Origin of the sequence: Castellaniella sp. FW104-7C03, from assembly GCF_040276085.1 — a bacterium.
In the GTDB taxonomy this organism is placed as follows: domain Bacteria; phylum Pseudomonadota; class Gammaproteobacteria; order Burkholderiales; family Burkholderiaceae_B; genus Castellaniella.
The window spans coordinates 86298-109031 of sequence record NZ_JBELOK010000008.1 but is presented as its reverse complement, the minus strand read 5'-3'; the positions used below and the strand labels follow the sequence as shown (position 1 = coordinate 109031).

General features: G+C 59.4%; 21 protein-coding genes and 1 riboswitch. Of the genes, 11 read left to right on the top strand and 10 right to left on the bottom strand.

Annotated features, from left to right (window positions below; translation table 11 throughout):
* Positions 1–144: 144 nt before the first annotated feature.
* Genes ABS758_RS10940 through mutY form a run of 3 tightly spaced genes read left to right on the top strand, consistent with a single transcriptional unit; the run spans position 145 to position 2860 of the window.
* Positions 145–816, top strand: coding sequence for a cell division ATP-binding protein FtsE (locus tag ABS758_RS10940; protein ID WP_350382736.1), 672 nt, complete (start codon positions 145–147; stop codon positions 814–816).
* Positions 813–1721 carry a cell division protein FtsX gene (locus ABS758_RS10935; protein WP_350382735.1) on the top strand — a complete coding sequence of 303 codons (909 nt, stop codon included), beginning with the start codon at positions 813–815 and terminating at the stop codon, positions 1719–1721. Before ABS758_RS10940 ends, ABS758_RS10935 begins: the two co-directional genes overlap by 4 nt.
* The gene (gene mutY, locus ABS758_RS10930; RefSeq protein ID WP_350382734.1) at positions 1721–2860 is read left to right on the top strand and encodes an A/G-specific adenine glycosylase; all 1140 of its coding nucleotides are present in this window, start codon (positions 1721–1723) and stop codon (positions 2858–2860) included. The genes ABS758_RS10935 and mutY overlap by 1 nt, the downstream gene beginning before the upstream one ends.
* A gap of 34 nt (positions 2861–2894) precedes the next feature.
* Here mutY and rodA read toward each other — a convergent pair whose 3' ends face one another.
* From rodA to ABS758_RS10905, 5 genes are read right to left on the bottom strand one after another with little or no spacing between them, the layout of a single operon-like run.
* Positions 2895–4049, bottom strand: a complete 1155-nt coding sequence (gene rodA, locus ABS758_RS10925; RefSeq protein ID WP_350382732.1) for a rod shape-determining protein RodA — start codon at positions 4047–4049, stop codon at positions 2895–2897.
* Positions 4046–6109, bottom strand: a complete 2064-nt coding sequence (gene mrdA / locus ABS758_RS10920; RefSeq protein WP_350382730.1) for a penicillin-binding protein 2 — start codon at positions 6107–6109, stop codon at positions 4046–4048. Before mrdA ends, rodA begins: the two co-directional genes overlap by 4 nt.
* Positions 6110–6118: 9 nt before the next feature.
* Positions 6119–6685, bottom strand: coding sequence for a rod shape-determining protein MreD (gene mreD, locus ABS758_RS10915; RefSeq protein ID WP_350382728.1), 567 nt, complete (start codon positions 6683–6685; stop codon positions 6119–6121).
* Complete coding sequence (mreC, locus tag ABS758_RS10910; RefSeq protein WP_350382727.1) at positions 6666–7550, bottom strand: rod shape-determining protein MreC; 885 nt, start codon at positions 7548–7550, stop codon at positions 6666–6668. The genes mreD and mreC overlap by 20 nt, the downstream gene beginning before the upstream one ends.
* Before the next feature lie 27 nt (positions 7551–7577).
* A complete protein-coding gene (locus ABS758_RS10905) occupies positions 7578–8621 on the bottom strand; it encodes a rod shape-determining protein (RefSeq protein WP_350382726.1) in 1044 nt (347 codons plus the stop codon).
* Positions 8622–8872: 251 nt separating this feature from the next.
* Between ABS758_RS10905 and gatC the strand changes: the two genes are divergently transcribed.
* From gatC to ABS758_RS10885, 4 genes are all read left to right on the top strand, one after another.
* The gene (gatC, locus tag ABS758_RS10900; protein ID WP_350382725.1) at positions 8873–9181 is read left to right on the top strand and encodes an Asp-tRNA(Asn)/Glu-tRNA(Gln) amidotransferase subunit GatC; all 309 of its coding nucleotides are present in this window, start codon (positions 8873–8875) and stop codon (positions 9179–9181) included.
* Between the two features lie 3 nt (positions 9182–9184).
* Positions 9185–10708, top strand: coding sequence for an Asp-tRNA(Asn)/Glu-tRNA(Gln) amidotransferase subunit GatA (gene gatA / locus ABS758_RS10895; protein WP_350382724.1), 1524 nt, complete (start codon positions 9185–9187; stop codon positions 10706–10708).
* Positions 10708–12165, top strand: coding sequence for an Asp-tRNA(Asn)/Glu-tRNA(Gln) amidotransferase subunit GatB (gene gatB, locus ABS758_RS10890; protein ID WP_350382723.1), 1458 nt, complete (start codon positions 10708–10710; stop codon positions 12163–12165). Before gatA ends, gatB begins: the two co-directional genes overlap by 1 nt.
* 339 nt (positions 12166–12504) lie before the next feature.
* Complete coding sequence (locus tag ABS758_RS10885) at positions 12505–13833, top strand: aspartate aminotransferase family protein (protein WP_350382721.1); 1329 nt, start codon at positions 12505–12507, stop codon at positions 13831–13833.
* Positions 13834–13862: 29 nt separating this feature from the next.
* On the opposite strand, the gene pyrE is transcribed toward ABS758_RS10885, so the two are convergent.
* On the bottom strand, positions 13863–14534 hold the full coding sequence (gene pyrE / locus ABS758_RS10880; protein WP_350382719.1) for an orotate phosphoribosyltransferase: 672 nt from the start codon (positions 14532–14534) through the stop codon (positions 13863–13865).
* A gap of 148 nt (positions 14535–14682) precedes the next feature.
* Here pyrE and ABS758_RS10875 point away from each other — a divergent pair, with 148 nt between their 5' ends.
* Both ABS758_RS10875 and ABS758_RS10870 read left to right on the top strand, forming a co-directional pair.
* Positions 14683–15480, top strand: a complete 798-nt coding sequence (locus ABS758_RS10875; RefSeq protein WP_350382718.1) for an exodeoxyribonuclease III — start codon at positions 14683–14685, stop codon at positions 15478–15480.
* A gap of 77 nt (positions 15481–15557) precedes the next feature.
* Positions 15558–15761 (top strand): hypothetical protein, encoded by a 204-nt coding sequence (locus tag ABS758_RS10870; protein WP_350382716.1) that lies wholly within the window; start codon positions 15558–15560, stop codon positions 15759–15761.
* Positions 15762–15914: 153 nt separating this feature from the next.
* Here ABS758_RS10870 and ABS758_RS10865 read toward each other — a convergent pair whose 3' ends face one another.
* The 4 genes from ABS758_RS10865 to metX all read right to left on the bottom strand — a co-directional run bounded on the left by ABS758_RS10865 (position 15915) and on the right by metX (position 20245).
* Entirely contained in the window at positions 15915–16925 is a 1011-nt protein-coding gene (locus ABS758_RS10865) for a bile acid:sodium symporter family protein (RefSeq protein ID WP_350382715.1), read from the bottom strand.
* A 166-nt stretch (positions 16926–17091) separates the two neighbouring features.
* Positions 17092–18339: a muropeptide transporter gene (locus ABS758_RS10860; protein ID WP_350382714.1), complete on the bottom strand. Its 1248-nt coding sequence runs from the start codon at positions 18337–18339 to the stop codon at positions 17092–17094.
* Complete coding sequence (metW, locus tag ABS758_RS10855; protein ID WP_350382712.1) at positions 18336–18998, bottom strand: methionine biosynthesis protein MetW; 663 nt, start codon at positions 18996–18998, stop codon at positions 18336–18338. Before metW ends, ABS758_RS10860 begins: the two co-directional genes overlap by 4 nt.
* Complete coding sequence (gene metX, locus ABS758_RS10850; protein WP_350382710.1) at positions 18995–20245, bottom strand: homoserine O-succinyltransferase MetX; 1251 nt, start codon at positions 20243–20245, stop codon at positions 18995–18997. Before metX ends, metW begins: the two co-directional genes overlap by 4 nt.
* Positions 20235–20313, bottom strand: a riboswitch (SAM riboswitch). It overlaps the preceding gene by 11 nt.
* Before the next feature lie 298 nt (positions 20314–20611).
* Between metX and ABS758_RS10845 the strand changes: the two genes are divergently transcribed.
* Together ABS758_RS10845 and gshA are read left to right on the top strand one after the other, a co-directional pair.
* Positions 20612–20839, top strand: a complete 228-nt coding sequence (locus tag ABS758_RS10845; RefSeq protein ID WP_350382708.1) for a LuxR C-terminal-related transcriptional regulator — start codon at positions 20612–20614, stop codon at positions 20837–20839.
* Positions 20840–20936: 97 nt separating this feature from the next.
* Positions 20937–22502, top strand: a complete 1566-nt coding sequence (gene gshA, locus ABS758_RS10840) for a glutamate--cysteine ligase (RefSeq protein ID WP_350382706.1) — start codon at positions 20937–20939, stop codon at positions 22500–22502.
* The last annotated feature ends 232 nt before the right edge of the window (positions 22503–22734 follow it).

Sequence of the window (22734 nt, the reverse complement as noted above, 5' to 3'; positions counted from 1 at the left end):
AGCGTAACAGGACGCCTCAAATTAAATGTAAGTCGTTGTTTCAACCGCTCTTTTTACCAGTTATAAAAGGCCTACCGCCCGGGGCAGACCGAATACAATCAGCCAGAACACAGCAACCGTCTCAAAGGCCACAAAGCACATTGCATGATTGAGTTCCAGCACGTATTCAAATCGTATGGCCGCGGCCGCAACATCCTGGCCGACGTCAATTTCCATATTCAGCCCGGCGAATTCATTTTTGTTTCCGGGCCATCGGGCGCAGGCAAATCCACCTTGCTCAAACTGGTTGGTGGCCTCGAGCCCGCCAGTCGCGGTGCGGTCACCGTCAACAAGCACCGCATTGATCGGCTGTCCCCACGCCGCCTGCCCTACTTGCGCCGCACGGTTGGGCTGATCCTCCAGGACGCCCATTTGCTGTTTGACCGCAGTGCCATCGACAACGTGCTGCTGCCCATGGCAGTGCAGGGGCTGGAGCCTGCCAGCGCGGCCAAGCGGGCACGGGCCGCCCTCGAAAAAGTGGGGCTCAGGGGCAAAGAAAAAATGTTACCAATCGAGCTCTCGGGTGGCGAGCAACAGCGCCTGGCCATCGCGCGCGCCATCGTTGGACGGCCGGCCATCCTGATTGCAGACGAACCCACCGCCAACCTGGATCACGACAGTGCCAGGCACATCATGGATGTCTTTCGGGATTTCAACCAGGTGGGGGTCACCACCCTGATTGCCTCGCACGATACCCAACTGATGGCACGCTACGCCCAACGCACCCTGCACATCGACGCCGGCCATTTTGCCGATATCCCGGGAGTACAGGCATGACCCGCTGGTTGCGTCACCATCAATATGCACTGCGTGTGGCCTTGCGTCGGCTGCGCCAGCATCCCTTGTCATCACTGGCCAATATCGTGGTGATCGCGCTGATGCTCAGCGTACCCATTTTGGGCGCATCGATACTCCAATCCAGCCAGCCGCTGGCCCGACAGCTTGCTGTTGCGCCCGAGATCACCCTGTTTTTGGCGGCAGACACCAGCGCAAATCAACAAGAAGAATTGCTTGCACGGATCCAGAAGCAGTCGGGTGAACAAATCGCCAAGACCCGGCTGCTGCCTCGCGATCAGGCCATGGCACAACTGAGATCAGACCCGGCATGGGCCCAGGCACTGGATGCGCTGGGCAGCAACCCCTTGCCGGACGCACTGATCGTCACCCTCAAAGACAGCGACACCCCGGCCCAGCAGGCACAGGCGCTGGCCGACAGCTGGCGCCAATGGCCAGAGGTCGATCACGTACAACTGGATAGCGAATGGGTGCGCCGCCTCGAGTCTCTCCTGTCTTTCATCAAAGTGGGGCTGGGGCTGCTGGGTATCGGCGTGATTGTGGTGGTGCTGGCCACGGTATTCAACACCGTGCGCCTGCAGGCACTGACACAACGCGACGAGATCGCTGTAGCCCGGCTGGTGGGAGCCACCGAATCCTTCGTACGCCGCCCGTTCTTGTACCTGGGCGCCCTGACAGGGCTGGCAGCCAGTCTGCTGGCACTGCTACTGGCCTGGCTGTCACTCACGCCCCTGAACACGTTGCTGGGGCAGTTTGCGCGAAGCTACGGGATCCACTGGGCGATGCACTTGCCGGCCTGGCCTGATTTGCTGCTATCCGGCGCATTGATCATCTTGCTGGGGGCAGTGGCTGCACGCCTGTCTGTTACCCGTCACACGCAGTTTTGATGGCGGCCACAGATCCCGCCTCACGGATCGCCGGCTGGCAGATCCAGGAGGGCCGTCATACGCTGCCCTGGCAGGACACGCGTGATCCCTACCGGATCTGGCTGTCGGAAATCATGCTGCAGCAAACCCAGGCCAGCACCGTCATTCCTTACTACCAGCGGTTTTTGGAGTTGTTTCCGGACGTACTGGCTTTGGCCAATGCCCCGGCTGACGCAGTGATGCACGCCTGGGCAGGCCTGGGCTACTATGCACGCGCCCGCCATCTGCACCGCTGCGCCCAGCAAGTGCGCGACCACCACCAAGGGCGGTTTCCCAAGGACGCACAAACGCTGGAAACCCTGCCGGGCATCGGTCGCTCAACGGCCGCGGCCATCGCAGCATTTTCTGACGGGCAACGGCAGCCCATCCTGGATGGCAATGTCCGGCGGGTGTTGATCCGCTATCTGGCCCTGGAGGGCGACCCTGCCTCGGCTGCCATGACGCGCACACTGTGGGCACATGCCCAGGCATGGCTGGATCAGGCACCTGAGTCTCTGGACATGCGGGCCTACACACAAGGGCAAATGGATCTGGGCGCCACCGTATGCACCCGCCACCAGCCTGCCTGCACCCGTTGCCCACTGCAAGAGGACTGTACGGCCCGCAAGCAGGGTTTGCAAAACACACTGCCGCGGCCACGAAACCGGCGCGAAGTGCCGCGCCACGAATGCTGGATGCCGGTGATTGAGTGCGAGAATCACCTCTGGCTGCAACGCCGCCCCGCCGGAGGGGTATGGGGCAGCCTTTGGGCACTGCCTGTGTGCGAGCACCCAAGCGAGGCAGACATCCTGCTTGCACACCTGGGAGTATCCGCCAAGGACAGACAAAATCTGGCTGCCTTTGAACACATCTTTACGCATTTCCGTTTGCGGATCCGGCCGCTTTGGCTGCCTGCGCGCGAGCCCCTGCAAATAGTGAAAGCAGCGGCCACTTGGCCAGAGATCTGCACGACACCCTCTGCCAGACAATCAAAAAATCCGGTTTTGATCCCGCCGGAGGCCGGCACACATGCCTGGGTGCCCATTGCCGGGTTGTCTGGCCTGGGGATGCCTGCGCCTATCTCCCGATTACTGCTGGGCCTGTACCCCGGCACTGACTGATCGGTAAACGCCCCGGCCGGCGGATATCCCTGCCCTATCTGACTCGGCGGTCGGATGGTGACAACTGGTGAGCCCCGATACTCATCAGCAAACCGCAGGCAATACCCAGCGTCATGAGTGCAGTGCCGCCATAGCTCATGAATGGCAGCGGCACACCCACCACCGGCAACACCCCGGTAACCATCCCGATATTGACGAACACATACACAAACATCATCATCGACATGGCGCCAGCCAGCAAGCGGCCAAACTGGGTGGGTGCCCGCACCGTAATGGTAAGCCCGCGCAGCACCATCAAACCGTACAGCACCAGCAGCATCACACTGCCGTAAAAACCAAATTCTTCAGAAAATACCGCAAAGATAAAATCGGTCGTGCGCTCGGGGATGAAATCCAGATGGGTTTGCGTCCCTTGCATATAGCCTTTGCCATACACACCGCCAGAGCCCACCGCAATCATTGACTGAATCGTATGAAACCCCTTGCCCAGGGGGTCGGAGCCCGGATTCAGCAGCACACACACCCGGCTTTTTTGGTATTCGTGCAGCACCACCCAATCAACACCCGGCTGACAGATCTGGTCTTCGTAAACCACCAGGGTGCCCAAGGCCAACACAAGTACCAGCACCACCGGCACCAGGACCTTGAACGAAAAGCCCGCAAAATAAATCACGCAAAATCCTGACACCAGCACCAGCAGGGCAGTGCCCAAATCCGGCTGATCAATGATCAATGCCGCCGGCACCAGCAACAGCACGGTTGCCACAAGAAAATCCAGGATCCTGAAGCGATTGGCAGACTGCCGCTGAAAATACCAGGCCAGCATCAGTGGAACAGCTATTTTCAGCATCTCGGAGGGCTGAATCCGGCCAAACCCCAGATCCAGCCAACGCGTGGCCCCTTTGCTGGTAACCCCAAACAGCATCACGGCGACCAGCAACAAAACACCCAAAATATAAAAATAAGGGGCTGTGCGCATGATGGTGGTGGGCCGCACCAGGGCAACGGCCCACATGGCCACAAAAGCGATCAGAAAATTGCGCAACTGATCGGCAAACCGCCAGTCGGTGTTGCCCACAGCGGAATGCATGGTGGCCATGCCTACCATAGCCATCACCACCAGCAAAATCAGCAAGGGCCAATCGAGCACCGAGAAAAGCCGTCGGATGGCCTGAATGATGAGGTTCATGGCGTGTCCTCCTGTGCCCCATCTTCGGGCGGCGTATCGGCATCCGGCAAGGGTGCAGGCTCGGGGGGTTCAGTGTCCTCGGGGCCTGGGGCCACATCGGGCAAGCCGGCCGCCTGCCCGCCCGGCGGAGCATCAGGCGCTTGCCCGGCGATTGCATTCATCGCCTTGCGTGAAGCATGCTCTTTTTCCAGCTGCTGCTGACGCTCGCTGACCCGGCCCGGGTCAAGCCAGTAGTCAAACACGGTGCGGGCAATGGGCGCTGCCACTGAAGCGCCCCAACCGCCATTTTCCACAATCAGTGCAACAGCAATCTGCGGATCTTCGACAGGGGCATACGCCATGAACAAGGCGTGGTCACGCAGGCGCTCGTCTACCGATTGTGCCTTGTATTTGGCGCCCCGCAGGCTGTACACCTGCGCTGTGCCTGTCTTGCCAGCCGCCTGATACGTGGCCCCGCTAAAGGCACGCCGGGCAGTCCCCTTGCGCACCACATCCACCATGGCATCGCGCACCACCTTCAGATTTTCTGGCTTAAGCGAAATGACGTACTGGGGGGCAGGCACCGGGTAAGTAAACTGCCCGGTCAGGGGATTGATGATGCGTCGCACCAGATGAGGCTTCATGTAGACGCCGTCATTGGCCAGCACCGACGTGGCCTGGGCCAACTGCAACAAGGTAAACGCGTTGTATCCCTGCCCCACCGTGACAGACACCGTCTCGCCCTGATACCAGTGCTGCTGAGACTGCTTTTTATAGGCCTGGCGCTTCCAGGCCCTGGAGGGCAGTACGCCACGGCGCTCACCATCCAGATCGATTCCGGTGATCTGCCCAAAGCCAAACTGCTTGCTGAAATCGTGCAAGGCATCCACGTCCATCTCTGCGCCCAGCGAGAAAAAATAGGTATCCGAGGACACCACCAGGGCGCGATGCATATTGGTGGGGCCATAGGCAGCCCCACCAGCATTGCGAAACTTTTGGCCGGCCAGCTCGAAATATCCTGGGTCAGGAACCAGTTGGTTGGGCCCGCGAATCCCCATCTGCAGGGCGGCCAGCGCCACAAAGGGCTTATAGGTGGAACCAATCGGATAGGTTCCGTACAACGGCCGGTTGATCAGGGGATGGTCGGGAGACTCGTTAAGCTTGCGCCAGTTTTCAACATCGATGCCATCTACAAACAGATTAGGATCAAACGATGGTGAGGACACAAACGCCAGCACCTCGCCGGTATGGGGCTGGATGGCCACCAACGCACCTCGCCGGCCATCAAACTGCGCTTCTGCCAGTTTTTGCAACCCCGTATCAATGGACAGCTCCAGGTTGGATCCCGGAATCGGATCCGTGCGGCTGAGCTCCCGGACGGGCCGTCCGGTGGCGGTCACTTCCAGCTCCTCAACCCCTGTGCGCCCATGAAGGGCTTTTTCCCATGTTTTTTCGATCCCCTTTTTGCCCATTACCAGGGTGCCGCGATAATTGCCCTCCTGGCCGGTTTCCTCGAGATGCTGTTCGTCGGCCTCAGAGATACGGCCGACAAAACCCAACACATGAGCGGCGGATTCGTGCAAAGGATAATTGCGCACCCAGCGGGCCTGCAGGCTCACTCCGGGGAACTCGAAGGCATGCACCGCAAACCATGAGGCTTCGAGATCACTGAGGTTATTGCGCAGCAACACGGGCGCATAGCGCCCGCTTTGTTCGTAGAGCCTCAAGAATTTACGCTGATCGCTGTCACTGATGTACACCAGCGGGCGCAGCCGGGCGAGCAAATCATCCACACTGCCTTTTACCTGCGCGCGCGTCACCAGCAGGGTGTAGTCGCGCAAATTGTGCGCCATGACCTCACCATGCCGATCCGTGATCTGACCGCGCCGGGGTGGAATCGGCACAATGGTGATACGGTTTTGATCGGCGCGTGCCGCCAGGTTGTCGTAGCGCACCACTTGCAAATACCATAGGCGGCCCACCAGCAACAGCAGGCAGATCAAGCCAAACAGCCCCGCCACCCAGGCACGCAGCAACACGGTCTGGCGCTGATGCTGACTGGTTTTGTGGAATTCAAACATGGACACAAGTCAAGCCGAACGGGCGTCATCGCCATCCAGACGACGCTGCGGCAACAACAACAGTACATCTGCCAGGGGCAACAAGGCACCGGTGATCAGGGCTGCCCACAACCAATCCCAGCCGACCCATTCGCCATTCAGCCAGGCGCCCAACAGCCGTGATACCAGGGCGGCCCCCACTAAAATCGGGACGATGTGCAGGGTGTGCTCCCAGGCTGTGAAATGCCGCAAGCGGCCATGCAGGCGTATGACACCGTAGGCACACAACACATAATTAAGCGCATGCAGGCCCAGCAGGCCCGAATCATGCACGTCCATCAGCAGCCCCAGGAAAAAGGCTGTAAACAGGCCCACCCGGCGCGGCTCGTGGAGGCACCAGAACACCAGCACCAGCAGCAGCACGTCGGGCACCGGATGCCATAGGCGCCAGGGCAACAAGGATGCCAGCCAGACGAATACCAAAGAGCCCCAGATCAACAAGACGGAAGACGGCCGATGAAACGGCGCGGCATCTACGGGCTGCAAGGACGCCAGGGACGAGCCTGACACACGACGGTCACTGCGATCCGGCGGCATGCTCGAACTCCTGCGGTTGAGGGATCCCGGAGACGTCTACTTTCAGCACCAGAAAGTGACGATAACGTTCGGGATGAGATAGCGGTTCTGCCACGGCCATGGAAAACCCAGTGCCTGGGTCGCGGTCGACCTTGACCACACGTCCCACCGACAAACCGGCGGGAAACAGGCCGCCAATCCCGCTGGTGACAAGGGTATCGCCCACCTGCACGTCCACATTGGCTGTCAAGTAGCGCACCTCGAGCTTGCCGACTTCGTCGCTACCAAAGGCAATCAGACGCAGCCCGTTGCGCAGCACCTGCACAGGCACCGACACCTGGTCATCGATCAGCAAGGCTGCTTCGGACGTGAACGGTGTCACACGAACGATCTGCCCAACCACGCCACCTTCGTCGATCACCGGCATGCCGGGCGCAATACCGGCGTTTGAGCCCTTGTTAAACACCAGGCGATGACTGAATGCATTGGGGGGTTCGTAGAAGACTTCGACCGCCACTGACTTTTGGGAGATGGATTCGGAGACTCCCAGCAAGCGGCGCAATTGCTCGTTTTCGGTGGTCAGCTGCGCAGAATGCGTGACAAGTTGCGCCATTTCGATCTGCTGACGGCGCAAGGCATCTTGTTCTTCGCGGGCCAGCGTGGCGGCATGCGACCAGCTGTCGACGTAGTCGATCGCCTCGCGTGGCGCCATCACCAGCCGCTGAAACGGGTAGATGGCTACCGAAATGGCCTGGCGTACCGGGCCCAATACCGGCCAGTGTGCATCGGAGACAATCAGGCCCAGACAGATCGCCAGCAAAAGCACCAGACGTACTTCGATGCTCGGCCCTCGTTTGAAAAGCCTGAGTGTCCCGGGATCACGCATGGCGAATGGTCATCGGAAGCCGTCCGGTCAGTCGTAAATAAAGACTCCGCCCAAGCGCTCGAGGTGCTCAAGTGCCTCGCCGCAGCCGCGGACCACGCAAGTGAGGGGGTCTTCGGCCACGACCACGGGCAGGCCGGTTTCTTCTTGAAGCAGGCGATCGAGATCATGCAGGAGCGCACCACCGCCGGTAAGGGCAATGCCCTTATCGGTGATATCGGCGCCAAGCTCGGGTGGCGTTTGCTCGAGGGCAGTTTTGACGGCCGAGACAATCTGGTTGAGCGGGTCGGTGAGCGACTCGAGGATTTCGTTGGACGATACCGAGAAGCCGCGAGGCACGCCTTCGGACAGATTGCGTCCCTTGACCTCGATCTCGCGGATTTCAGAACCCGGAAACGCCGAGCCGATTTCTTTTTTGATGAGTTCGGCGGTGGGCTCGCCAATCAGCATGCCGTAGTTGCGCCGGATGTAATTGATGATGGCTTCATCGAATTTATCGCCACCCACGCGAACCGAGCCCTTGTACACCATACCGCCCAGAGAAATCACGGCGACTTCGGTGGTGCCACCGCCGATGTCCACCACCATCGAGCCGCTGGCATCAGAGACTGCCAGACCGGCACCGATGGCCGCGGCCATGGGTTCTTCGATGAGATAGACCTGGCTAGCGCCTGCACCAAGCGCGGATTCGCGGATAGCGCGGCGCTCTACCTGAGTAGACCCGCAGGGCACGCAAACGATGATTCGCGGGCTGGGCGCCAGCATGCTGCGCGGATGCACCATGCGGATGAATTGTTTGAGCATTTGCTCGGTGACGGTGAAATCGGCGATCACGCCGTCTTTCATGGGCCGGATGGCCTCGATGTTGCCCGGCACACGCCCAAGCATCTGTTTGGCTTCCCGGCCAACCGCCTGGATGATTTTTTTGCCATTGGGGCCGCCATCATGACGAATAGCCACCACTGAGGGCTCGTCGAGGACAATGCCCTTGCTGCGGACATAAATAAGCGTATTGGCCGTACCGAGGTCAATCGCCATATCGCTGGAGAAGTAGCTGCGTAGGAATCCGAACATGGGCGCACTAATGGAAAAGAGAAAAGAGAATTGATCCCGCACAAAACTGAATCACGCCGGCAAATCTTGCTGAGCACAGCAGTGCTGGTTGGTCAAGTCGCATGGAATCGGTAATGATAACTTATAATCCTCTAGGGACATGCCCGGAATCAAGAGGAATGTTTTGCAAAACATCCTCTTTACCGCTTTTCGGACACATCCACATACATTCATCCGGCTGCCCCAGACGGCAGCCTCTGTGGCAAGACAACATGGCACTCACCCAACAGGATATCGCACGGCTGGCCCGGCTTTCGGGCTTGCAGCTGGATTCTCATGACCCCGACCGCCTCGTTCAGGAGCTCGACCGCATCCTTGGGCTGATCCAGGAGTTGCAGGCGGTGGACACTCAGGGTGTACAGCCCATGGCGCATCCCCTGGAAGCACACCAAACCATCGCCCTGCGTCTGCGCGACGACATTGCAGACCCGGCCCAATCGGCCGACCAACGCGATGCCTGCCTGAAAAACGCACCAGCGGCCCACGAGGGTCTGTTTCTTGTACCCACCGTGATCGAATAAGCCATGAGCCTGCTTTCCCAATTTCACAGCATCCAGTCGCTGCGCGACGCCCTGCAGGCAAAAAAAATCAGCGCTACCGAGCTGGCCACCGATGCCTTGCAGGCAGCCCAGGCCTACCCCGACAACGCCCTGTTCCTGCACATCGACCAAGATCTCACGCTGCAGCAGGCCCAGGCGGCTGATCAATCACTGGCAGCAAACACAGCCGGGCCACTTACCGGCATCCCCATTGCCCACAAAGATCTGTTTGCCACGCAAGGCTGGCGCACAACCGCATCCAGCCGCATGCTCCAGGATTACATCAGTCCCTTTGATGCGACCGTCGTGGGGCAACTGCGCCAGGCTGGCACCGTGTCCCTGGGCAAGCTCAGCTGTGACGAGTTCGCCATGGGCTCAGGCAACGAAAACTCTGCCTTTGGCGCCGTCCAGAACCCCTGGGATCCCACCCGCGTACCCGGCGGTTCTTCCGGCGGTTCGGCAGCCGCCGTGGCAGCCGGCCTGGTGCTGGGCGCCACAGGCACCGACACCGGTGGTTCGGTGCGCCAGCCAGCGGCCTATTGCGGTGTCAGCGGCATCAAGCCCACCTATGGCACGGTATCCCGCTACGGCATCATCGCCTACGCTTCCAGCCTCGACCAAGCCGGCCCTCTGGCACGCAATGCCCAGGATCTTGTCCCCCTGCTGGACACCATGAGCGGCTTCGACCCTCAGGATTCCACCAGCCTGGAAACCTGCAATGGGGCACCCAACACTCAGGGGCGCATTCAAGCCAGCTATCAGGCTGCCCAAAGCCGTTTTCAGGCAGCCGGCGCACAGCCACTCAAGGGCTTGCGCATCGGGGTGCCCAAAGAATTCTTTAACCAGGGGCTGGCCGCGGATGTCGGGGCAGCCATCGAAGCCGCCTTGCAGGCCTTCCAGGCACTGGGTGCACAGCGGGTGGATATCTCCTTGCCGCTCACCCGTCTGGCAATACCGGCCTACTACGTGATTGCTCCGGCCGAAGCCTCCAGCAATCTGTCACGCTACGACGGCGTGCGCTATGGCCACCGGGCCGCGCAGTACACCGATCTGGCCGACATGACACGGCGCTCAAGATCCGAAGGCTTTGGCGAAGAAGTCCGGCGTCGCATCCTGGTGGGTACATACGTGTTATCCCACGGATACTACGACGCCTATTATCTGCAGGCGCAACGGGTACGACGCATGATTGCCGACGATTTCAACCGTGCCCTCACCCACGACTGTGACGTCATCATGGGCCCTGTTACCCCCAGCGTAGCCCGCCGGATCGGTGACAACCGCCAGGATCCCATCGCCGACTGGCTCAGCGACATCTACACGCTGGGTGTCAGTCTGGCAGGCTTGCCCGGCATGTCCATCCCATGCGGTTTTGGGGGCGACACCCAGCAATTGCCCATCGGGCTGCAAATTGTCGGCCACTACTTCGATGAAGGCCGCCTGCTGGCCATCGCCGACCGCTACCAGCAAGCCACCGACTGGCACCAACGCACACCGGAAAACACATAATGGATTGGGAAGTCGTCATCGGGCTGGAAACCCACGCCCAGCTGTCTACACAGTCTAAAATTTTCTCGCGCAGCAGCACCCGCTTTGGTGCGGCGCCCAACACCCAGGCCAACGCCGTGGATATGGCCCTGCCAGGCTCTTTGCCCGCCATGAACCGCGGCGCAGTCGAGCGTGCCATCCAGTTTGGGCTGGCCGTTGGCGCCACCGTGGCACCGCGTTCTGTGTTTGCGCGCAAAAATTATTTTTATCCTGATCTGCCCAAAAACTATCAGATCAGCCAGTTCGAACTGCCCATCGTCGTAGGCGGGCAACTGTCCTTTTTCGTGGACGAAACCGAACACACCATCAATCTCACGCGCGCCCACCTCGAAGAAGACGCTGGCAAATCCTTGCACGAGCACTTCACCGGCCCGCACGGCGAGTCCTCCAGCGGTATCGATCTCAATCGGGCAGGCACTCCCCTGCTGGAGATCGTCACCGAACCCGAAATGCGATCCGCCGCCGAAGCCGTGGCCTACGCCCGCACTCTGCATGGCCTGGTGGTGTGGCTGGGGATCTGCGACGGCAATATGCAAGAGGGCTCTTTCCGCTGCGACGCCAACGTTTCGGTACGCCCGCGCGGCCAGGCCACCTTTGGCACCCGCTGCGAGATCAAAAACCTCAACTCGTTTCGCTTCCTCGAGCGCGCCATCCAGTACGAGATCCGGCGCCAGATCGAACTGATCGAAGACGGCGGCAAGGTGGTGCAGGAAACCCGCCTGTACGATGCCGACCACGACGAAACGCGCAGCATGCGCACCAAAGAAGACTCCGACGATTACCGGTATTTCCCCGACCCGGATCTTCCCCCCCTGATTGTGTCTGCCGACTGGATCGAGCGGGTGCGCCAGGGGCTGCCAGAGCTTCCCGCCGCCAAGCGGGCCCGCTTTGAATCCGCACTGGGCCTAAGCCCCTACGATGCCGCACAACTGACGCTGCACCGTGACGTGGCAGATTACTTCGAAGCCACCTGCCAGGCCTTGCCGGCAGACCAGGCCAAACAGGCCGCCAACTGGATCCTGGGCGAACTCTCCGCCGCCTTGAACCGCGATTCCCTGTCCGTTGGACAGTCGCCCGTGGGCCCGGCGCAGTTGGCCGCCCTGATCAACCGCATCGTGGATGGCACGATCTCCAACAAGATTGCACGTGACGTCTTTGCCGCCATGTGGGCGGGCGAGTCCGCAGGCAATCCGGATGCCATCATCGAAGCCAAGGGGCTGCGCCAGATCAGCGACACCGGCGCCATCGAAGCCATGATCGACGAGGTACTGGCTGCACATCCAGCCATTGTCGAAGAATATCGGGCAGGCAAGCAAAAAGCCTTTAATTCACTGGTGGGCCAGATCATGAAAGCCGCCCGTGGCAAGGCCAACCCGCAACAGGTCAATACGCTGTTAAAGCAAAAGCTGGACGCCTGAATTACGTCAATGTGCACGCGGCTGGCGCCTGCCATCCCGTGCCCCATCCTTGCGGGCAAACCGCATAAGCAGCCACAAACCAATCCCGTGCAGCACAACAGCGTTGTTGTTGCACGGATCTGCGCGCGCCACTCACCCCAGGCAGCGCCGCAAAGGCGTGCGTGTCAGAAACAACATTCACGGAGCAAGACATAAGAGCGATCCAAAATCCCTGGCATGAAGCAATCGTTTTATGTATCCTTATTAAAGAAACATATGTTTCTTTAATGGATAAAAAGATCTGTTGAGCCCACACTCGATCAGCAAGCAGCAGCGCCCTTTCAACGTTTATTGCATACCATGACACATGTCTTTCATCGGAAACCGGCAACCGCGCTGAACTGCGCCGTTCGTGGGCAAGGGATCACTTTGCTTGACGCACAGGGGCGCACGTATATCGATGCATCAGGGGGCGCGGCAGTGTCCTGCCTGGGGCACGGACACCCGGACGTCATTGCCGCCATCAAGGCGCAGCTGGATCAACTGGAATACGCCCATTCCTCTTTTTTCACCAACCAGCCTTGCGAAGACCTGGCCGATTTTCTCGTGGCAAACGCGCCCGGGGATCTCTCAAAGGTCTATTTTCTTTCCGGCGGATCAGAAGCCATCGAAGCCTCTCTGAAGCTGGCACGCCAGTATTTTCTGGAGCGCGGCGAGCCACAACGCAGCTGCTTCATCGCCAGGCGTCAAAGCTATCATGGCAACACGCTGGGGGCCTTGGCCATTGGCGGCAATGCGGCGCGGCGCGAACCCTTCCTGCCCTTGCTGACACCGGCGCATCACGTGTCGCCCTGCTATGCCTACCGCGATCAGCGGGCCGACGAGACCGAAGAACAGTACGCCGGCCGCCTGGCTGACGAACTGGAACAAAAGATTCAGGAAGTGGGGCCCAAGCGTGTAGCGGCTTTTGTTGCCGAAACCGTGGTTGGTTCGACCGCTGGCGCCTTGCCCCCCGTACGCACTTATTTCCAGCGGATTCGCGAGGTATGCGACCGTTACGGCGTACTCCTGATTCTGGATGAGGTGATGTCGGGCATGGGCCGTACCGGGTACCGGTTTGCCTACGAAGAAGACGGCATTACCCCCGATATCCTCGCCATTGCCAAAGGGCTGGGCGGCGGCTACCAGCCCATCGGTGCCATGCTGGCCAGCCAGCGCATCTACGACGCCATCGTTAATGGCACGGGGTATTTCCAGCATGGCCATACCTACATGGCCCACGCAACGGCATGCGCGGCAGCCCTGGCTGTGCAGCGCATCATCGACCGCGACGGACTGCTGGCCAATGTGCGCGAGCGCGGCGCTCAGTTGATGGCACAACTTGGCCAGGTGTTTGCCGATCACCCCAATGTGGGCGATGTACGCGGCCGAGGCCTGTTTGTGGCGGTAGAGCTGGTGCAGGATCGCAACAGCAAAGAACCGCTGGATCCGGCACTCAAAACACATGCGCGCATGAAGCGCCAGGCCCTTGAAAACGGGCTCATGACCTACCCGATGGGCGGCACAATCGATGGCATCCGGGGTGACCATATCTTGCTGGCACCGCCGTTTATTTGCACCAGCGCCGATATCGACGAGATTGTGGATCGCCTGAACAAAACAGTGCGGCAGGTTCTGCCTGCGGCCTGAAGCAAACAGGCCGCAGGCTGCGCCGTTGCTTAGCGCACACCGTAGCGGTTGCGGTACGCCGCAACCGCCTCCCGGTGCGCCGACAAGCTGGCATCACCCTCAAGCAGCGCCATGACGTCTGTCAGCGAAGCAATCCGCACCACCGGGATCCCGTACTGCTGTTCGACGTCCTGCAAGGCCGAATGCACAGACAGGGCATCATCGGCCCCGGCGCGCTCCATGCGATCCAGTGCAATCAGTACGGCAGCCGGCTGAGCACCCGCAGCACGAATCAAAGCAACGGACTCTCTGACCGACGTACCCGCCGTAATGACGTCGTCGATGATGACCACCTTGCCTTGCATTGGGGCCCCCACCAGCACCCCGCCTTCACCGTGGTCTTTGGCCTCTTTACGGTTATAGGCAAAGGGCACCGGGCGCTTTGCCATGGCCGGCTGAGCAGCCAGGGCAATGGCGGCGGTGGTTGCCAGCGGAATACCCTTGTAGGCTGGCCCAAACAACATGTCGAAAGACAGCCCCGAGGCCAACAATGCGTGGGCATAGAACTGCCCAAGGCGCCCGACGCTGGCTCCGGAATCAAACAGACCCGCATTAAAAAAGTAAGGGCTTAGCCGGCCCGATTTGGTCTTGAATTCTCCAAACCGGAGAACCCCGTGATCCAGGGAAAAGCGCACAAACGCCTGGGCATCAAAACCTGACATGGTGGTGATCTCAACATCCGCAAAACCCACATTATCGGTTATTTGCGTCTATGACTCGCCCGTTATTTACGCCTATGATTAACCCTTGACCTGCCATCCCCCACAAAGGGCGGGCCGTTTTTTGGTTGTTTTGCCTGAAGGATCCCCCGTGCAACGTATCACCACACTGAACGCCAATGGCATCCGCTCAGCCTTTCGCAAAGGCCTGGCCGATTGGCTGCAAACCCGGCAACCCGACATCGTCTGCCTGCAAGAGATCAAGATCCAGGATGCCGATCTGGTCGACGAACTGCGCCACCCCGAGGGCTACCAGGGATACTTTCATCACGCAGAAAAAAAGGGGTATAGCGGCGTGGGGCTTTATGCCCGCCAGGCCCCGGACCACGTCACAATCGGGATGGATAACCCCGAGTTTGACGCGGAAGGCCGTATCTTGCGCGCCGACTGGCCGGGCCTGACAGTGGTCAGTGCCTACCTGCCATCGGGCTCCAGCGGCGACGAGCGTCAAACCGCCAAATACCGGTTCCTGGATCACTACCTGCAGTGGCTGGATACCCTGATGCAAGAGCACCGCGACACTGGCCGCGAGTTTCTGGTGTGTGGCGACTGGAACATTGCACACCACGAGATTGATCTCAAAAACTGGAAAGGCAACCTTAAAAATAGCGGCTTCTTACCCGAAGAGCGTGCCTGGATGACCCAACTCCTGGACCAGCACGGCTGGGTGGATGTTTACCGCGGGCTGTATCCACAGGCTGAGGGCGAGGCCTACACCTGGTGGAGCAATCGTGGTCAGGCCTGGGCAAAAAACGTGGGGTGGCGCATTGATTACCAGATCGCCACGCCGGGGCTGGCAGCCCGCGCCACGCAGGCTGATGTTTATAAAGACCAGCGCTTCAGCGATCACGCACCACTGACTGTGGAATACCGTTGTTCAGATACATAAACATACAAAAGCCGCATCAAAGTCTGTACAATCAAACTGAATTTGCATATTAAGCACCTCTAACCTGGAAACCACCCATGTCAGATTCCGTCGAAAGCGCAGTGGCCACTGCCTCTGGCCTGCAAAATTGGTCGATGATGCAAGAAAAACAAAACGTGCTGCTGCGTAAAGTGCTGGATGGGCAGTCCAACACCATCCTCAGCCTGGTCAACTCGGTACCCAGCGTGCCGCAACTGGCCAATACCGGTGCTGTCGGCACGTTGCTGCACACCACTGCTTAAACAGTCACAGCAAAAAGCACCATTCAGGTAGCGCCCGGTTAAAACGGGGTGCCACCTGAATGGTGCTTTTTTATTGGTGGGATACGGGTGGCTAAAGCACTATGATGCAGGCATCCGGGATACTGTGACACAGATACCCGAGAACCTGCACACTCAGGCCACAGCCCGGCGCGTCTTTTGCCGCGAGAGATCATTCTGGCGCTGATAATTTTGGGCCAACACAGCGCACACCATCAGCTGGATCTGGTGGAAAATCATCAAAGGCAGCAGCACGGGGCCAATGGCGCTGGCGCTAAACAGCACCCCGGCCATCGGCACACCCGTGGCCATACTTTTTTTAGAACCACAAAAGACAATGGTGATTTCATCTGCCCGGTTAAATCCCAGTTTGCGGGTAGACCACGTATTAAGCACCAGCACCAGCGCCAGCAAGGCCGTGCAGCAAATGGTAAGCCACACCAGCGAGGCCGTATCCACCTGCTGCCAAAGCCCCGCCACCACCGACTCGCTAAAGGCGGTGTACACCACCAGCAAGATCGAGCTTTGATCCACACTAGTGATCAGTGGGCGATGGCGATCCATCCAACGGCCGATGACTGGCCGCATCAGATGCCCGGCGACAAATGGCAGAAAAATCTGCTGGCCGATGCGCAGAATGGATTGCAACAGCGAATGGCTGTCCAGTGCCGAGGTATCGGTTTTAAGCAGCAGCTGCAATAGCAGCGGCGTAATCACGATCCCCACAATGCTGGATGCCGAGGCAGCGCATACGGCTGCAGGCACGTTGCCGCGCGCAATCGAGGTGAAGGCAATCGCGGATTGCACGGTGCCCGGCAAGACACACAGGTACAGCACCCCGACATACAGGGGCTCGCCAAGCAAAGGCACCAACACCGGCCGCAAACCCCAGCCCAGCAGCGGGAAGATCACAAATGTCCAGATGAAAATCACGCCATGCAGCCGCCAATGCATGGCGCCTGCGATGATGGCCTGACGCGACAACTTGGCCCCATGCAAGAAAAACAACAAGGCAATGGCTGCTGCGGTGAGCGTTTCAAAGAACACCGCGCCCTGGCCATGCGCCGGCAACAGCGTGGCTGCCGTAACAACGGCAATCAATATCAGGGTGAAGCGATCAAAGAGCAGACGTAATTTTGAGAGCATGATTCGGGCAGCACGGCAAAACGCGCATCATCTAAACAAAGGGGAAAATGGCACAGCTTAAATAAATCTGACACTTCTATCTATCGACAAAACCGACACCATCAATGCTGAACAGCCATTTTGATCATTTTGCAGCCATATTGCCGGCGCAACCGGTCATCCACCCTTAAGCGGGCTGTTGCTCGTCAAGCCGCATGATCAGGCCGCGCATGCGCCATAACAAGGCCAGGCCGGGCAAGGCAATGGCGATGGTGATAATGAAAAACCCTGGCCACCCCAGATGCTCGACCAGTACCGGTGTAAGCGGCCCGGCCAGATAGATGCGGCCCACCGCAGACAGCGCTGACAACAACGCAAACTGGGTGGCCGAAAACTGCTGCTGGCACAGGGCCATCAACAGGGCCACAAATGCGGCCGTACCCAAGCCACCACACAGGTTTTCAATAGCCACCACCGCAGCCATCGAATACAGATGCGGCGGCGTGACCGCCAACACCCAATAGCCAAAGTTGGAGACTGCCTGCAAGGCACCAAACAGCATCAGCGCCCGATAAAGCCCCAAGCGCGTCATCAGGCCGCCCCCCGCCAGTGCACCGATGATGGTGGCCACCAGCCCAAAGACTTTGTTCACCATTCCCACTTCGGTGACATCAAAACCGGCACCGCGAATCAGGAAGGTTGTAGACAACGCGCCCGCAAAGGCATCACCCAACTTGTATAGCACAATCAGCAACAGTATCGTCCAGGCCCCCGAGCGCCCGAAAAACTCTCGCAAGGGTTCCACCACTGCCAGTTGCAGGCTTCTGGGTGCCTGGGTGACACGCTCGGGCTCGGGCGCCCAGAGGGTTGCCAGTGAGGAGATGGCCATCAGCACACCCATCACCATATAGGTGCGTCCCCACCCCAGCCACTGATCAGCCATGATCAGGGCCAAGCCACCGGACACCACCATCGCCAGCCGATACCCCATTACTTTCAGTGCTGCGCCGGCCGCACGCTCGTCTGTGCGCAGGACATCGGTGCTGTAGGCATCAAAAGCGATATCCTGAGTGGCAGACAAAAACGCCACCCATACTGCCAGCAACGCCAGAACTTCCAGTTGCGAGCCAGGGGCAAAAAACCCCATGGCAGCAATCGATGCAGCCAGCAACCACTGCATAAGAAACACCCAGCCACGCCGCCGCCCCAGCCCGGGTGGCGCATAGCGATCCACCAGTGGCGCCCAAAGAAACTTCAGGGTGTAGGCTGTGCCGGCAAGCGTGAGAAAACCAATACTTTGCAGGGACACTTGTTCTACCGTGGCCCAGGCTTGCAGCGTGCCTGACGTCAGTGCCAGGGGCAAGCCGCTGGCAAACCCCAGGACCAGCAAGGGTGCAACCCGCCGCTGACCATATACACGCCAGCCTTTCGTCATCCTTGCCTGTCCATGGGCGACTCAAATCGATAAACGGCCAGTGTGCTGCGCCAGCTGCGCAGCCAGTGGATCTCGGTTTCTCCCCGGAAGGCGGCCAAATCCGTAATACGCAAGCCCAGTTGTGCGGCCAGCTGCTGGAAGTCGCGCAACGTGCACAAATGGATATTGGGCGTGTTGTACCACTGGTAGGGCATCTGGTCGTTGACCGGCATGCGCCCGCGCAAAATCGACCAGCCGTGCGGCCAGTATCCAAAATTGGGGAACGACACAATGCCATAGCGGGCCACCCTGGCCATTTCGCGCAGGATATGTTCTGTGTGATGCATCGACTGCAGTGTTTGCGACAACACCACCGTATCAAACTGCTGGTCATCAAACAGCGCCAGGCCTTCTTCGAGGTTTTGCTGGATCACCCGTACGCCGCGCCGCACCGCTGCAATCACTTGCTGGTCGTCGATTTCGACCCCGGCACCCTTTACCTGACGGGTGTTTTGCAGATACTCAAGCAGATGCCCGTCGGCGCAACCCAGATCCAGCACCCGGCTGCCGGGCTCAATCCAGGAGGCAATGCGCAGCAGATCGATACGCGGTGTACCGCTTTGAGAAACGGCTGCAGGCCGATTGTTGTGTGGGTCTGCTTGAGCCACAGCTGATTTCATGCCAAAACCCCGGTGGTTTCACACCTTTCGCCCAAACCCAGGCGCTGTGCGATTTGGTCGTAGTAGCCCTGGACAATCGCGTGATAACGCACGTCTCCGAGCAGGAAAGCATCATGACCATGCGGTGCGTCGATCTCGGCGTAGGTGACTTCGCGCTGATTTTTGAGCAGGGCCCGCACCATCTCGCGGGAGTGCTCTGGGGCGAAACGCCAATCGGTGGTGAACGATACCAGCAAAAAACGCGCCTGCGCAGGCGCCAATGCCTTGGCGAGATCGCCTCCATGAGCCCGCGCCGGATCAAAATAATCGAGGGCCCGGGTAAGCAACAAATAGGTATTGGCATCAAAATACCGCGAGAACTTCTCGCCCTGATGCCGCAGATAGGATTCGACCTCAAACTCGACATCGTAGTTATAGCGATAATCGCCATCCGGCCCCGGCGCCCGCTGGGATCGGCCAAACTTCGAGGCCATGACTTCGTCAGACTGGTAGGTGATATGCCCCACCATCCGGGCCACAGACAAGCCATTTAGCGGCACCACACCCTGGGCAGCGTAGTCGCCCTGCCTGAAATCGGGATCCGTCAGGATGGCGCGACGCGCGACCTCGTTGAAAGCGATGTTCTGTGCGGTAAGGCCGGCCGTACTGGCCACCACAATGCAGTCTCCCACACGATCCGGGCAAGTAATTGCCCAGCTCAGGGCCTGCATCCCGCCCAGGGATCCGCCCATCACGGCGGCGAAGCGTTGAATCCTGAAGTGATCGGCCACCCGTACTTGGGCATGTACCCAGTCTTCGACAGTCAGTAGCGGAAACGACGCACCCCACGGCTGACCGGTGGCTGGATTGACGGTAGTGGGGCCTGTCGAACCAAAGCACGAGCCCAGATTATTGACGCCAATGACAAAGAAGCGATTGGTATCCACCGCCTTGCCGGGGCCCACCATGTTGTCCCACCAACCCGTCTGATGAGGTGGCGCAGCGTCGATCCCGGCCACATGATGCGAGGCATTAAGCGCATGGCATACCAGTACTGCATTGTTACGTTGCGCATTGAGCTGCCCATAGGTTTCCACTGCCAGCGTATACGAGGGCAGCACCTGGCCACTGGCCAGTGTGAGAGGCTCGTTGAAGGTTAGAAATTGGGGCGATACATAACCGACGCTGCCTGTGGGAACAGGAGGCTGGCCGGATTGGGGTGCGGATGCCGTGCCTACGGAATCAGCGGAAAGGGCAATGGTGGTCATCGGGACCTCTTTAGCTGGATTTATGGGGCGCCCGCAAGCGGATCAGGCAAATCGGCGCCAAGACAGGTTTTATTCTAGCACCACGCCCGCCCATGATTAAGCACCACCCTATAGCGAGCAGCACTTCCTGAAAAAGAGTCCTTTTACAGGTGTCAAGGCAGCCAGCCGCAACCTGGACAGCACTTTTCACCGGGCCACATGTCAACCATCCGGGGCACTTCCAAAATTATTTGGCATCCATTTGATCTAGCGCAGAAAAACGCGACAAAAACGACAGATGGAGGCGCTGAATATTTGCAATGACATGATACATTTTCTCACGTTTAAATAAACAGAGCGCAGATTGCGCCATATAGCGGAGAGACCATGAGAAAGTCGTCGTTACCCAAGTTGTCTGAGCGAGAGAGGCAGTGCCTGTACTGGGCGTCACACGGGAAAACCAGCCAGGAAATGGGCAGCATCCTCGGCATTTCTGCTCGCACGGCAAACTTCCACCTCACCAATGTCTGTGGGAAGCTCGGGGTGCGCTCGCGCCAGGCCGCCGTTGCGCTGGGGTTACGCCGAAAACTATTCTCGTATGATCGCCTAGACTGAGCTGGCCAGTACAGATTCAGCACCCGGGCCGGTTTCATCACCGGCCCGCAAGACAGTCTAAAATCAGCTTATTCAGACTAAACCGGTACCCTTTATCATGACCCAGGCCCCCCAACGACGCAGCCTTCTGGCAGCGCACCCCGAGCTGCTGCTCGGCATCCGCCGCGGCATCGAGAAAGAAGGCCTGCGGGTTGACGGCGAAGGGACTCTGGCGAAAACGCCTCATCCAGTGGCATTGGGTGCCGCACTTACCCACCCCCACATCACCACAGATTACTCAGAATCCCTGCTCGAGCTGGTCACCAGCCCCTTGCCTTCAACCGAAGCGCTGGTCGGGCAACTCAGAGACATCCATACCTTCGTAGCCTTACGCAACCCCAACGAGGCCATCTGGAATCAATCCATGCCCTGTCATCTGCCGGCAGAGGCAGACATCCCGGTGGCCTGGTATGGCACATCCAACACCGGCATGCTCAAGCATGTATACCGGCAAGGCCTTGCCTGGCGGTATGGCAAGATAATGCAATGCATCGCGGGCGTGCACTACAACTTTTCTCTGCCGGAAGCCACCTGGGACTTCCTCAGCACGGGCGACACTGCCCAGGCACGCCGCAACACCGGCTATATGGGCCTGATCCGCAACTTCATGCGCCACTCGTGGTTGCTGATGTACCTGTTTGGCGCATCGCCGGCAATGTCACGCAGCTTTTTGCAGCACACCGGGCTTGAGTCCCAGCTCTCCAGGCTCAGCCCGGATACCTATTACCTGCCCTGGGCCACCAGCCTGCGCATGAGCGATCTGGGCTACAAAAACCCCAGCCAGTCAGAGCTGCATCTTTGCTACAACGATCTGGACACCTTTACCGCGCGCATCCACACAGCGGTCACCACACCCTGGCCCGCCTACGAGGCCATCGGCACGCACCGCGACGGCCAGCGCATCCAGCTCAATACCAATATCCTGCAGATCGAAAACGAGTACTACGCCACCATTCGGCCCAAGCAAACAGCCGGGCGCTGCGAACGTCCCAACACGATCCTGCACCAGCGGGGCATCCAGTATGTCGAAGTGCGCTGCATGGATATCGACCCCTGGGAGCCAGCGGGTATTGCCGAAGACACCTGCCGGTTCCTGGACGCCTTTTTGCTGTTCTGTGCACTTGAAGACAGCCCGTTGTTTCCTGCACCCGGCACCTGCCAGGAAAGCCAGGGCAATTTTGCAACGGTGGCCCGCGAAGGCCGGCGGCCCGGCCTGCAACTCAGCCGCGAGGGCCAAAGCATTGCCCTATCCGACTGGGCAGCCGAAACCCTGGCTCGCATCGCACCCTACGCGGCATTGCTGGACGAACAAACCACCCGTACCGCACATCAGGCATCGATACAGGCGCAATTGGCGAAAGTCAAAGATGTCTCCCTAACCCCTTCTGCCCGCCTACTGACGGCCTTGCAAGACAGCGGCCAAGAGTTTCATCAATGGACACTGGCGCAAAGCCAGGCACACTGGGCCGCTTTGCAGGCCAGAGGACTGTCTGCCCAAACCCTGGCCCAATACGATAAAGCAGCACAAGACTCTTTGGCCGAGCAGGCAGAACTCGAAGCAGCACCTGCCGAAAGCTTCGAAAACTATGTCGCGCGGTTTCACGCCGCGCTGTTGGCTGCCTGAGCTTAAAAATTACGTTGCTGCCTGGCCGCCGCGTAATGTTCCCGGCGTACCAGAGATGGTTATACCGCGGCACGAAGGCCGCTTCGTCATCTATGAGGCCAACTTCTCAACCGCTGCCGCGCTGGTGGCTTTCCTCTCAGAAAACTGCTGTGGCGGCCAGACATGCGACCTGTCTTGCACGACAGATACCGCAAAGGTGTCGGCATGAGCCTTCGCAACCTTCCCGATCCTG